This is a genomic window from uncultured Aquabacterium sp., from assembly GCF_947366995.1.
Classification (GTDB): Bacteria; Pseudomonadota; Gammaproteobacteria; order Burkholderiales; family Burkholderiaceae_C; genus Aquabacterium.
Genome location: NZ_CANBCC010000021.1, coordinates 12,126 through 24,511, shown reverse-complemented (window position 1 = coordinate 24,511; position 12,386 = coordinate 12,126). Strand labels below are relative to the sequence as shown.

The 12,386-nt window shown below is 66.0% G+C and carries 9 protein-coding genes; 5 read left to right on the top strand and 4 right to left on the bottom strand.

The genetic code is table 11. From position 1 onward, the window contains the following. Nucleotides 1-51: 51 nt before the first annotated feature. The 3 genes from Q0Z44_RS07905 (at nt 52) to Q0Z44_RS07895 (ending at nt 2,240) form a co-directional block, all read left to right on the top strand. On the top strand, nt 52-876 hold the full coding sequence (locus Q0Z44_RS07905; protein WP_298011624.1) for an HNH endonuclease: 825 nt from the start codon (nt 52-54) through the stop codon (nt 874-876). 246 nt (nt 877-1,122) lie between these two features. Continuing rightward, nucleotides 1,123-1,626: a hypothetical protein gene (locus Q0Z44_RS07900; RefSeq protein ID WP_298011622.1), complete on the top strand. Its 504-nt coding sequence runs from the start codon at nt 1,123-1,125 to the stop codon at nt 1,624-1,626. 11 nt (nt 1,627-1,637) lie between these two features. Further along, nucleotides 1,638-2,240: a hypothetical protein gene (locus tag Q0Z44_RS07895; protein ID WP_298011621.1), complete on the top strand. Its 603-nt coding sequence runs from the start codon at nt 1,638-1,640 to the stop codon at nt 2,238-2,240. A 180-nt stretch (nt 2,241-2,420) separates the two neighbouring features. Here the strand turns inward: Q0Z44_RS07895 and fdhD are convergent, their stop codons facing one another. Then, on the bottom strand, nt 2,421-3,206 hold the full coding sequence (fdhD, locus tag Q0Z44_RS07890; RefSeq protein ID WP_298011620.1) for a formate dehydrogenase accessory sulfurtransferase FdhD: 786 nt from the start codon (nt 3,204-3,206) through the stop codon (nt 2,421-2,423). 32 nt (nt 3,207-3,238) lie between these two features. Further along, nucleotides 3,239-5,566 carry an FdhF/YdeP family oxidoreductase gene (locus tag Q0Z44_RS07885; protein ID WP_298011619.1) on the bottom strand — a complete coding sequence of 776 codons (2,328 nt, stop codon included), beginning with the start codon at nt 5,564-5,566 and terminating at the stop codon, nt 3,239-3,241. Between the two features lie 144 nt (nt 5,567-5,710). On the opposite strand from Q0Z44_RS07885, the gene Q0Z44_RS07880 reads away from it, so the two are divergent. After that, nucleotides 5,711-6,790, top strand: a complete 1,080-nt coding sequence (locus tag Q0Z44_RS07880) for a substrate-binding domain-containing protein (protein ID WP_298011618.1) — start codon at nt 5,711-5,713, stop codon at nt 6,788-6,790. Nucleotides 6,791-6,799: 9 nt separating this feature from the next. Here the strand turns inward: Q0Z44_RS07880 and Q0Z44_RS07875 are convergent, their stop codons facing one another. Further along, nucleotides 6,800-7,558, bottom strand: a complete 759-nt coding sequence (locus Q0Z44_RS07875) for a hypothetical protein (protein ID WP_298011617.1) — start codon at nt 7,556-7,558, stop codon at nt 6,800-6,802. Nucleotides 7,559-7,658: 100 nt separating this feature from the next. Next, nucleotides 7,659-9,869: a catalase/peroxidase HPI gene (gene katG, locus Q0Z44_RS07870; RefSeq protein ID WP_298011615.1), complete on the bottom strand. Its 2,211-nt coding sequence runs from the start codon at nt 9,867-9,869 to the stop codon at nt 7,659-7,661. Nucleotides 9,870-9,999: 130 nt separating this feature from the next. Between katG and bcsA the strand changes: the two genes are divergently transcribed. Then, nucleotides 10,000-12,300, top strand: coding sequence for a UDP-forming cellulose synthase catalytic subunit (bcsA, locus tag Q0Z44_RS07865; protein WP_298011613.1), 2,301 nt, complete (start codon nt 10,000-10,002; stop codon nt 12,298-12,300). Nucleotides 12,301-12,386: the final 86 nt, after the last annotated feature.

The window sequence follows — 12,386 nt, the reverse complement described above, 5'->3', positions numbered from 1 at the left end:
CATCAAACAACCGACCTCGCTATTCGTTAGGCGTTCGAAGGAGTGAACTAGATGCATCGACTTGCCATATTCGCGCGAAATCATCGCGCGTACATTGAAGAAGCCGTTGAACGCGCAAAGGTGAGTCCCAGCGAACCGATCACGTTTCGCTCATCCGTTCGCTGGACTAACGCGAAGAAAGCATTGGACAAGCAGGAGACTCTAAAGATCTACCTTGCCGCCATTGGAGACGCACCGGTCGTTACCCACGAGGCGACCCTAAAAATTCTTATTTTGGACCCTAAGACAGGTAGCCACGACACTGAGGCGTGGCTTAAGTCCGCGCCGGCAAGCACCGAGACTGAAGGCCTCTGGGAAGAATCCGATTCCGCAGTTAAGTCCCTATACGTTATTAGCAACTGTAAGCCCGTGATATGCAAGTTCCCCATCTCTCGCCTCCTAAAGGCCTCTGATGGAAAGCCAGTCTCTGAGAGCTATGGGTATAGCTACATTCCAGTCCTCGAGCTTCAGGACGGAGCGGAACTCTTCTCAGGCCCAGAGGAGCTCTCTCCTTCACAGACCTACACAGAAGGAACAGCAAAGTCCGTCCTCGTGAATGCTTACGAGCGCAGTCCGATTGCGAGACAAGCCTGCCTAGCACATTACGGGTTAAGCTGTTCCGTTTGTCAGATGAACTTTGAAAAGCAGTATGGGGCAATCGGGCACGGCTTCATTCAGGTTCATCATTTAAAACCTCTTTCCACGATCAAGGCTGCTTACCAAGTTGATCCAATTGCCGATCTCCGCCCGGTCTGCCCGAACTGTCATGCAATGCTTCACCGACGGGAGCCGCCATACTCAATTGCTGAGCTCCAAGCGGCGTTCGCGAAGCCCTAACACCTCGCTAGTTCGCGCTGTCGGATGGGCCCTACTTGCATTGCTGACCTATCGCATGGGAGCCATTCCATTGGGCACTTGGCTCTGCGTCATCACATGTCATGGGACGAAGCGCCGACCAATGGCGGCGTACTTCAACGGCACGCAAGCGATCGAAGGCAAGGCCCTCATGCGCGAACCCAGGTTCAGCAACGCACTCCGACCAAGTCACCACAAACCCGGTCTCCTTACCCATCTCAAACGCACATGAAAAAACTCCTCCCAACCCTCCTCCTTGCCACCCTCGTCTCCATCACCGGCTGCGCGAGCTACAAACCCATCCCTCAGAACTACACCGGCCCCATAGCCACAGTGAGCGACAGCGGCATGGCCGAAGACGGCAGCAAGGCGCAGATCTTCGCGCTCACGGCGATCGATGGGCACAGCATCCAAGACAGCTTCCTGACCACACGCCAAGCCAGCTACGGCAAGGGCGCCACCATCCGGCTCGAAGTCACCGAGCGACTCATTCCGGCTCAGGCCATGAAGGTCAAGCTGCGCGGCAGCCATATCACGGGAATGCCCATTCATGAAATCGCCAGCCGCGCCATGGGCACCTTCTTCGAGGTGGAAGGCGTGGTGGACTTCACCCCGCAGGCCGACAAGCGGTACCGCGTCGTCGGTATCCTCTCAAAAAGCGACTCCTCGGTCTGGATCGAAGACGAAGTCACCCGCCAGCCTGTGACCTCGAAGGTCTCGGCGCAGAAGTGAAGGACACCACCGTGAAAGCCAAGCTGCTCCTCACCTGCGCGGCCCTCATTGGCCTGGCCGGCTGCACCACGCCGCCCACGGCCTACGTGACGCACCAGTTCGCCACCATCGAGCCGCAGCAAATCGTCGCCGCCCAGGAGCCCCTCCGCCTGCAAGTGGTGACCCGCCGCTACCGCGGTGAGGAGCTGTACAACGACGCCAGCCCCTGGGTGTACACCGGCGCGGTGGCGGCCTTGAAGAAGACGGGGGTGATCCAGCCCTCCCCGCAGGGCGAGGACGGCAAGGTGCTCGTTGTGGTTAAGGAGGTAGATTCCACGGCTGGCGACACAGCGCGGGGCATCGCTCACGGCGTGCTGGGCGGCCTGACCCTCGGCGCCATTGGTTTCACCGCCAAGGGCGAATACGACGTGTCGCTGCAAATCACTACCAAAGACAAGGTGGTGGCGCACCCGCCGGTGCGCGTGGATGTGAACATCCGCTTTGGTAGCGATTCGGCACCGCCAGGCTTGCAAACCTACCGGGATAACAACGACGCTCTCAAGCAAGCCCTGTCAGACGCCATCCTCTGGACGGTGTGGGACATGCAAAAGCAGGGCCTGATGCCCTTGCAGTGACGATGCGCCTTTCGAGGCAGGGATGTTCATTGTTCCAGTCACGACGATAGGTATGGTCTCCATCGCCGCCTTTTGGTTCGCGGCGCACTTGGTCTCGCTTTGATCGCCGTGCTCGCTGTCAACCGCTACAGGCCTGAGGAAGGGCGCAAAGCTTGAAGTCTCACTTCCGTCAGGATCAAGTCACGCATATTGCACCGCCACCTCGCTGCGGCAGAAGCCGAACAGCTGCAGACCACCCCGCCGCGCCAGATCCACGCCCAGGCTGGTGGGCGCCGAAATGGCAGCGAGGGTGCCCACTCCCAAGCGAACGCATTTGCTGACCATCTCGTGGCTCGCCCGGCTCGAGACCAGTGCGAAGCCCTCAGGCAGGGCCTCGCCCTGACGCACCAGGGCGCCGATGAGTTTGTCGAGCGCGTTGTGACGGCCCACGTCTTCGCGCACCAGTTGAATCTCGCCCTGAACGTTGCTCCACGCCGCCGCGTGGCATCCGCCCGTCTGGGCCTGCAAGGGTTGCAAGGCCGGCAAGGCAGCGAAGGCCCGTGCGATGGCAGCGGGGCCGGGGAGGGCCCCCGTGCGCTGGGTCTCGGTGCTCGCAGGCAAGGCCTCGTGAAAGGCCTGCAGGCTGTCCACGCCACACAGCCCACAGCCGGTGCGCCCGGCCAGATGCCGGCGGCGGTCCTTGAACCGGGCAAAGGCGCGGGGCGAAACCTCGATCTGCACCGTCAGGCCCATGGCGCCGGGTTGCACGGTCAGGTCGCGCACTTCATCCACCGAGTTCAGCAGTCCCTCGGACAAGGAGAAGCCAAGCGCGAAGTCCTCCAGGTCGAGCGGCGTCGCCATCATCACCACGTGCGACAGCCCGTTGTAGACGAGTGCAACCGGTCGCTCGTCGATGACGACATCGGCGCGCGGCTGCGTGTGGCCGCCATCGTGACGGACCACGTCGAAGGGAACGACACCCGGCATGGCGGGCCCCGTATCAAACACCGGGTCGCGGTTCAAGCGGCCTCCGTCACCGCCCGCGACGGACGCAGGCGGACGGGAATGGATTTGGACGTGGGCGTGCGCGCGCCGACTGCGTGGCTGCTCAGCGGCACCAGCACGTTGGTCTCGGGGTAGTAGCCGGCCACGCACCCGCGCGGAATGTCGTAGTCCACAAGCCGGAAGCCTTCGGCCTCGCGCACGCGGTCGTCGTCCGGTGCGGCGCCAACCAGGTCGACCCAGGCGCCTTCCGGCAGGCCGAGCCGCGCGCGGTCTTCGGCGTGGATGAACAGCACGCGCCGCTGGCCGAAGACGCCTCGGTAACGGTCGTCGAGGCCATACACCGTGGTGTTGTACTGGTCGTGCGAACGGACGGTGGTCAACGTGAACACCATGCCGGCCAAGCCTTCACCACTGGCAACGGCCTTGGCACGGTGCACGGCGGTGTCGGTCGGGATGGCGTGTACATGGAACTCGGCCAGACCCGACGCCGTGGCCCACACGCGCTCACCCGCAGTGTTGCGCAGGCGAAATCCCCCCGGCTGGCGGACCTTGTCGTTGAAGCCCTTGAAGTCATCGAACACCGCCTCGATGTGGTCGCGGATGCGGTCGTAATCCTCCACCAGCCACATCCACGGCACGCGGCTGTCGGGCAAGGTGGCAGCGGCCAGCCGCGCCACGATCATCGGCTCCGACAGCAGGTGCGGCGAGGCGGGCGCGTTGATGCCAGCCGACAGGTGCACCATGCTCATCGAGTCTTCCACGCTGACATGCTGGATGCCATGTGCCTGCTCATCGATCTCGGTGCGGCCCAGGCAGGGCAGCACCAGCGCCTCGCGGCCGATCACCGTGTGGCTGCGGTTGAACTTGGTGGCCACGTGCACCGTCAGCGCGCAGCGTTGCAGTGCGGCCCAGGTGGTGGGCGTGTCTGGCGTGGCCGCTGCGAAGTTGCCGCCCATGGCAAAGAACACCGACGCGCGCCCATCGCGCATGGCTTCGATGGCCCCCACGGTGTCGTACCCCTCGGCACGCGGCGGCTCGAACCCATACACGGCCTGCAAGCGATCCAGGAAAGCGGCCGATGGCTTCTCGTAGATGCCCATGGTGCGATCGCCCTGCACATTGCTGTGGCCACGAACCGGACACAGCCCGGCACCGGGCCGGCCCACCATGCCGCGCATCAGCAGCAGGTTGGCAATCATCTGCACTGCGCCCACGCCGTGCCGATGCTGGGTGATGCCCATGCCCCAGCAGGCGATCACCTTGTCAGAGCGAGCAATCACCTCGGCCGCATGGCGCAGCCGCTCGGCGCTCAGTCCCGACTCGCGCTCGATCAGGGCCCACTCTTCCGCTTCGATGTCGGCACGCAGGGCCTCGAAGCCGACGGTGTGCTCGGCAAGAAAGGCGGTGTCGAGCACGCGCGCTTGCCCGCTGGCCAAGGCTACGTCATCGAGCTGCAGCAGGTGCTTGATGATGCCCTTGAGCAGCGCGATGTCGCCGCCCACCTTGAGCTGGAAGTAGTCGGACGAGATGGTGATGGCGCCGCCGCAGAGCATCTCGACCGGGCTTTGCGGATCGGCAAACCGCTCGAGCCCCCGCTCGCGCAGCGGGTTGAAGCTGAGGATGCGTGCGCCGCGTCGGGCCGCCGCACGCAGTTCACCGAGCATGCGCGGGTGGTTGGTGCCGGGGTTCTGCCCGAAGATCAGGATGCAGTCGGCCAGCTCGAAGTCGTCCAGCGTGACCGTGCCCTTGCCGACGCCGACACTGCCCTTGAGGCCCATGCCGCTGGGCTCGTGGCACATGTTCGAGCAATCCGGAAAGTTGTTGGTGCCGAACTCGCGCACGAACAGCTGATAGAGGAAAGCGGCTTCGTTGCTGGTGCGGCCCGAGGTGTAGAAGATCGCCTCGTCGGGCGAGGGCAGGGCGCGCAGGTGGCGGGCCACGATGGCGAAGGCTTCGTCCCAGCCGATGGCGCGGTAGCGGTCGGTGTGCGCGTCGTAGACCAGCGGCTCGGTCAGGCGGCCCATGGCCTCCAGCGCGTGGTCGCTCCAGCCGCGCAGCTCCGTCACGGTGTGGCGGGCGATCACGTCGGGGGTCGCGCGGTCGGCGGTGGCTTCGGCCGCCACGGCTTTCACGCCGTTCTCGCAGAACTCGAAGCTGGAGGCATGCTGACGGTCGGGCCAGGCGCAACCGGGGCAATCGAAGCCATCGGGCTGGTTGGCCGACAGCAGCGTGCGCGAGCCCTTGGCAGCGATGCGATGCTGCAGCAGCTGGCGCGCCACGCTGCGCAATGCGCCCCATCCCCCGGCGGGGCCTTTGTAGAACTGGATCTTTGCTTCGCTCATCGGTGCGCTCGCTATGTTTATGCCAGAACAGGCATGTTCCTCCGCCTGGCAGCGAGGCCGCCATCCATCAGCCGCAATGTAGAGAAGCCGCCCGGCTGTGGCAATAAGCTGCCGACAGCCGATAACATATGCCGCATGCAGCATATGAAGCCTCTGCACGTTCACATCGACCCAGCCTGGCAGGTGACCGGCCCCGGCGGCGCGCCGTTGCCGCCCCGAGTGATGACCTGGTTGCTGGCGATCCAGGCACACGGCAGCCTCTCGGCCGCCTGCAAGGCACACGGCGCGTCGTACCGCCACACGTGGGAGCTGGTGCGCGAGGCCGAGGCCGCCATGGGCGCGCCGCTGGTGGTGATGGCGCGCGGCAAGGGATCTGAGCTGACACCACTCGGTCAGGCCCTGGTGTGGGCGCAGCGGCGCTTCGAGGCCCGTTTGCGGCCACAGCTCGACAGCCTGGCGTTCGAGCTTCAGGCCGAGCTGCACCGCGTGCTGCGCGATGCCGAGCGCCCACTGCGCGTGTGTGCCAGCCACGGCTTTGCCATCGAGACGCTGCAGCGCCTGCTGCGCGACGCCGGTGAGCCGATGGACTGGCGTTACACCGACAGCAGCCAGGCGCTGGCCGCGCTGAACGGGGGATCGGCCGATGTGGCCAGCCTGCACCTGCCCACCGGCCCGGTGCAAGGCGAGGTGCTGCGTGAATACGGCCGATGGCTCGCGCCCGGTTCGATCTACGTTCACATGGTGACCCGCCGGCAAGGCCTGATGGTGAAGCCCGGCAACCCGCTGCACATCGACCGGCTGGCCGACCTGTTGCGACCCGAAGTCCGCTTTGTGGCCCGTGCGCCGGGTTCGGGCACGCGCCTCCTGCTGGAGACGCTGCTGCGCACCGAAGGGCTGGACCCGGCCCCGCTGGCCGATGGCACGCCGGGCGAGCACACGCATTCGGCCGTGGCCGCCCACGTGGCCAGTCACATGGCCGATGCGGGCTTCGGGGTCGAAACCTCGGCGCGCCGGTTTGGCCTGGAGTTCATCCCGGTGCAGACCGAGCGCTACGGCCTGCTCATGTCGGCCAGTACGCTGGAAACCAAGGGCGCACAGCGGCTGCTGGGCATGCTGCGATCGCCGGCCTGCCAGGCGGCGTTTCAGGCGCTGGAGGGCTACCGGCCGGAGTTGTGCGGCAAGGTCGAGCCAGCCTGCGAGGCGTTCCGTGGCTGGCCGGTCTGACCGGTCGCGTCACACGCCGTTCGCCGCGTAGGGCAGCAAGGCCTTCGCCGCCTCGATGCGCAGCGCCATGTCGACCCGCTCGTCATTCATCACCTGCAGCAGAAAGCGATGCGGTTCGCTCTGCGGGCCCGATGCAGCAGGGGCGCGATCCGGAGACCCAGCGGGTTGAACCGCCTGAGCGGCCGCGTCCTCACGACGTTCGCCCCCGAGGGACGCCACCGCCTCACGGAGTTGCTCCCCGCCGACCGACTTCAGGCCACTCAACAGATCGGCCTGGCCGTCCTCGCCGGGCGGGATGTCGAGCCACGGTGTGTCGGCAAACACGGGGGCCAGCCCCGGAGAGACAAAGGCCGACCACTGCCCGCCGGGATGCTCGCGAGGCACCAGATCCACATGGCGCCAGGCCACGCCGCTTTCTGCACGACCGGGCCACTGGGCCACCCGCTGCGCGGGCACGTCGGCCAGGTAGCGCGCCACCAGCGCAGCAAGCAAGGCCCCGGCCTGCGCGGCCGTCACCGGCTCTGCGAGTGACACCCACAGCTGAAAGCCGTCCCGGCCATTGATCGCGATCGACGGGGCGGGCCAATCCAGATCGGCCTGCAGGCCTTCCCAGAGCCGGGCGAGCGCACCCCAGTCCGCGGGCCGTGCCAGCTCGATCACCAGCGTGCGGGTACGCCCTTCGGCGTCGATGAGCGTGGGGGTCGTGGCAGAGGCCGGTCCTGCATCGAGGCCATACAGACGGCGCAGTTCGGAGAGAAGTCGGGACATGGGCGATCAGGCACATCAAGCGGCAAGAGAGCCGCTATGTTAGGCAGGTTCCGCCTGCGCGGCACGTCACCCGATCCGGCCCTCATCGGGCCAGAGCGGATCAGGCGAGGTCGAAGCGGTCCAGGTTCATCACCTTGGTCCAGGCCGCCACGAAGTCCTGCACAAAGGTCTTCTCGGCATCCTGAGAGGCATAGACCTCGGCCAGCGCGCGCAATTGCGAGTTCGAGCCGAAGATCAGGTCCACCACAGTGGCGGTCCACTTCACTTCACCGGACTGCCGGTCGCGGCCTTCCAGCACGCCCGGCGCCGTGGCCGACCGCTTCCAGGCGGTGCGCATGTCGAGCAGGTTGACGAAGAAGTCGTTGGTCAGCACACCCGGGCGGTGCGTGAACACGCCGTGGGCGCGCTGGCCCGTGTTGGCGTTCAGCGCGCGCAGGCCGCCGATGAGCACGGTCATTTCCGGCGCGGTCAGCGTCAACAACTGTGCCTTGTCGATCAGCAACTCGGCCGCCTGCGCCTCCGATCCCGTGCGGGCATGGTTGCGGAAGCCGTCGGCCACCGGTTCGAGCACGGCGAACGACTCGACATCAGTCTGCTCTTGCGTTGCGTCGGTGCGCCCGGCGGCGAACGGCACCGTCACATCGTGGCCCGCCGCCTTGGCTGCCGCCTCGATGGCGGCCCCACCCGCCAGCACGATCAAATCGGCCAGCGACACCTTCTTGCCACCGGTCTGCATCGCATTGAAGTCCGTCTGGATCGCAGTCAACACGCCGAGCACCTGTGCCAGTTCATCCGGCTGGTTCACGGCCCAGTCCTTCTGCGGCGCGAGGCGGATGCGGGCCCCGTTTGCGCCACCGCGCTTGTCACTGCCGCGGAAGGTGGATGCCGAGGCCCACGCCGTGCGAACCAGCTGCGGCACCGACAGGCCGGACGCCATCACCCTCGCCTTGAGGGCCGCCACGTCGTTCGCGTCGATCAGCGGGTGGTCTGCCGCGGGCACCGGGTCTTGCCAGATCAGCACTTCCTGCGGCACGAGCTTGCCGAGGTAGCGGGCACGCGGGCCCATGTCCCGGTGCGTGAGCTTGAACCAGGCCCGGGCAAACGCGTCGGCGAACTCGGCCGGATTCTGGTGGAAGCGGCGCGAGATCTTCTCGTAAGCCGGGTCGAAACGCAGCGACAGGTCGGCCGTCGTCATCATCGGCGGGTGCTTCTTGCTCGGGTCGTGGGCATCTGGAATCAGGTGCTCCGGCTTGCAGTTCTTCGGCGTCCACTGGTGGGCGCCAGCCGGGCTCTTCGTCAGTTCCCACTCGTAACCGAAGAGCATGTCGAAGTAGCCGTTGTCCCACTGGGTCGGGTTGGGCTTCCAGGCGCCTTCGATGCCGCTGGTGGTGGTGTGCACGCCCTTGCCGGTGCCGAACTGGTTGATCCAGCCGAGGCCCTGTTCTTCGACGGGCGCCCCTTCCGGCTCGGGCCCGACCAGCTTCGGATCGCCCGCACCGTGCGCCTTGCCGAAGGTGTGACCGCCGGCCACCAGCGCGACGGTTTCCTCGTCGTTCATGGCCATGCGGGCAAAGGTCTCGCGCACATCGCGGCCCGAGGCCACCGGGTCGGGGTTGCCGTCCGGACCTTCGGGGTTCACGTAGATCAGGCCCATCTGCACGGCGGCCAGCGGGTTGGCCAGCTGGCGGTCACCGCTGTAGCGGCTGTTGGGTTTGTCGCTGGTGGCGAGCCACTCGCTTTCGGAGCCCCAGTTGATGTCGAGCTCGGGCTCCCAGATGTCCTGGCGGCCGCCGGCAAACCCGAAGGTCTTGAAGCCCATGGATTCGAGCGCCACGTTGCCCGCCAGGATCATCAGGTCGGCCCACGAAAGGGTGCGGCCGTACTTCTGCTTGATCGGCCAGAGCAGTCGGCGCGCCTTGTCCAGGTTCCCGTTGTCCGGCCAGCTGTTGAGGGGCGCGAAGCGTTGCGAACCGTTGCCGGCACCGCCCCGGCCATCGTGGATGCGGTATGTGCCGGCAGAGTGCCAGGCCATGCGGATGAACAGGCCGCCGTAGTGGCCCCAATCAGCGGGCCACCAGTCCTGCGAGTCGGTCATCAAGGCATGCAGGTCTTTGACGACGGCGTCCAGGTCGAGCTGCTTGAAGGCTTCAGCGTAGTTGAAGTCGGCACCCATGGGGTCGGACAGCGGGGAGCGCTGATGCAACACCGACAGGTTGAGTTGCTCGGGCCACCAGTCGTGGTTCCGGCGGGCCTGGGCGATGGGGGCGGCGTACGAGCCGGCCGCGAACGGGCATTTTGCTTCGGTAGACATCTCTGGACTCCTGTTTCTTTCCGCAACGTGTTCGAAAGTCTAGAAGCCGAGGACGCGAGGAACAACGCAAGATTTCCTATCACCGCCATAGCGACGCGCAGCCGGGCACAGCGGCTGCTCGAGCCGGCCGATGGCCGCTGCTCCTTCCCCGCACCGAGATCTGGCGACGCTGGGCGCCTGGGTGATGCTGGGTGCAATTTTTACCGCCGTGGCGACTCTCCCCTTGGCACATGGCGCGCAGCTTCTCCTGGCCGCGCCCTTGCTCGGTGTGCTCATGCTGGCGGTGAGCCTCTCGGGACGGGCCCGGACCCTGCGGATGAAGTCCTTGCTGCGTCTGACGGTCATCGCGGTCAGCACGTTCCTGTTTCTTCGCTACATGCAGTGGCGCGCGTTCGAGTCACTGCCCCTTCAGTACGGGCTGCTGTCCATGGTGTGCGGACTCCTGCTCTTTCTGGCGGAGGGGTGGAGCTTCATCAACACGCTCTTCGGCTTCGTCATCAACAGCGAGCCGTTCTACCGGCGTTCCGTCCCGCTTCCTTCGGACACCGCAACGTGGCCCCACGTCGACGTCTACATCCCGACCTACAACGAAGACCCGCTGATCGTGCGCCCGACGCTCATTGCGGCCACGCAGTTGCGCTATCCCGCCGAGAAGCTGCACGTCTGGCTGCTCGACGACGGCGGGACGGCGCAGAAGCTGAATGACGCCGACCCCGCTCGTGCGGCAGCCGCCGCCGAACGGGCCACCACGCTGCAGGCGCTGGCCCAGCGGGCCGGGGCGGGCTACCTGACGCGGGACCGCAATCTGAACGCCAAAGCCGGCAACATCAACAGCGCCCTGGCGCATACGCGAGGTGAGCTGATCCTGGTGCTGGACTGCGACCACATTCCCGCGGAGGACTTCCTGACCCGGTGCGTCGGCTTCTTTCTGGCCGACCCGAAGCTCTTCGTGCTGCAGACGCCGCACAACTTCGTCAGCCCGGATCCCATCGAACGCAACCTCGAAACCCACCAGGCCTCGCCATCAGAGAACGAGCTGTTCTACGACGTGATGCAGCCGGGTCTCGACTTCTGGGGCACGTCGTTCTTCTGTGGCTCCGCGGCCATCCTGCGTCGCGCGGTGATCGATGAGCTGGGCGGCATCTCGGGCCGCACCATCACCGAAGACGCGGAAACCACGCTCGATGCCCTTTCGCTCGGTTACCGTTCGGCTTACTACAACCGCCCCATGGTGTCCGGCCTGCAGCCCGAGACCTTCTCGGGCTTCATCGTGCAGCGCGTCCGTTGGGGGCAGGGGATGATGCAGATCTTCCTGCTGAAGAACCCCTGGTTGCAGCCGCGGCTGAGCTTCATGCAGCGCATGCTCTACACGAACTTTGCCGTGTACTGGGGCTTTGCGGCATCCCGGTTGATCATGCTGCTGGCCCCCCCGGTCTACCTCTTGTTCGGCATCACGCTGTGCGACACGACCGCTGACCAGTTGCTGGCCTATGCCGGGCCGGCGCTGCTGGCCTCGCTGTGGTCGACCCAGTTTTTCTATGGCCGCGTGCGGTGGCCCTTCGTGTCGCAGCTGTACGAGGTGGTGCAGTCGGTCTACGTGGTGTCCGGGCTGTGGAAGGTACTGCGTCAGCCGCAGGCCCCGACGTTCAAGGTGACCCCGAAAGGCGAGGTGCTGGACCAGCAGTTCGTCTCGGCGCTGGCTTGGCCGTTCTACATCCTGCTGGCCCTCACGGTGATGGCCATCATCGTGGGCGCCGAGCGCTATGCAGACGCCACCTGGCAGCGTAGCGGCATCGCCTTCGTGCAGTTCTGGGCGGTGGCCGACCTGGTGCTCCTGCTCGGCGCACTGGGCATCACGCTCGAACGCCGCCAGTTGCGTGCCGAGCCGCGCGCGCCGCACAGGGAGTCGGCCGGCGTGCTGCTGGACGGCCAGTCATGGCAGGGCCGGACTGTCGACGCTTCGGCATCCGGCGCGGGCCTGGTACTTGAGCAATGGACAGGCAACCGGCCTGTGGAGTCGTTGATCGGCCTGCCGGTGTGGGCCGAGTTCCTCGGGCGAGGCGTGGAGTTGGAAGGCACGGTGCAGGCGGCGCGGGTGCGCCCCGACGGACTGGTGGCACTGGGCGTGCGATACCGGTTCCGCTCGCTGCAGGATGAACGACTGGCCGTCTCCATCGCCTTTGGCTCCAGCTCGGTTCTGGTGGACAACAACCGGCATCGCCACGGGGGGCAATCGATTCTTCGATCGGTGTGGCGGCTGCTCCGGCACGCCGGGCACCATGGCATCGACCACCTGGTGCATGTCGAGGCCGACCTCATGCGCGTCGGCCACCGTTGGTGGCAATCCCTGCAGCGCGGCGTGCGAAGGCGGCCGTCGCAGGCGGGCACTTCGCTTGCTGACGGCACGCGTCAGGATCGCGGAAAGGCATGATGCATGTGGTGGCCAAGAAGCAGTGCGCTGTGGGGCGCGGGGCTCCTCAGTTGCGTGATGGCGCTCACGACAGCACGGGCAGAGCC

Coding starts and splice junctions, on each gene's coding strand:
- Q0Z44_RS07905 (WP_298011624.1), top strand. CDS start 52: ATGCATCGACTTGCCATATTCGCGCGAAATCATCGCGCGTACATTGAA.
- Q0Z44_RS07900 (WP_298011622.1), top strand. CDS start 1,123: ATGAAAAAACTCCTCCCAACCCTCCTCCTTGCCACCCTCGTCTCCATC.
- fdhD (WP_298011620.1), bottom strand. CDS start 3,206: ATGCCGGGTGTCGTTCCCTTCGACGTGGTCCGTCACGATGGCGGCCAC.
- Q0Z44_RS07885 (WP_298011619.1), bottom strand. CDS start 5,566: ATGAGCGAAGCAAAGATCCAGTTCTACAAAGGCCCCGCCGGGGGATGG.
- Q0Z44_RS07880 (WP_298011618.1), top strand. CDS start 5,711: ATGAAGCCTCTGCACGTTCACATCGACCCAGCCTGGCAGGTGACCGGC.
- Q0Z44_RS07875 (WP_298011617.1), bottom strand. CDS start 7,558: ATGTCCCGACTTCTCTCCGAACTGCGCCGTCTGTATGGCCTCGATGCA.
- katG (WP_298011615.1), bottom strand. CDS start 9,869: ATGTCTACCGAAGCAAAATGCCCGTTCGCGGCCGGCTCGTACGCCGCC.
- bcsA (WP_298011613.1), top strand. CDS start 10,000: ATGGCCGCTGCTCCTTCCCCGCACCGAGATCTGGCGACGCTGGGCGCC.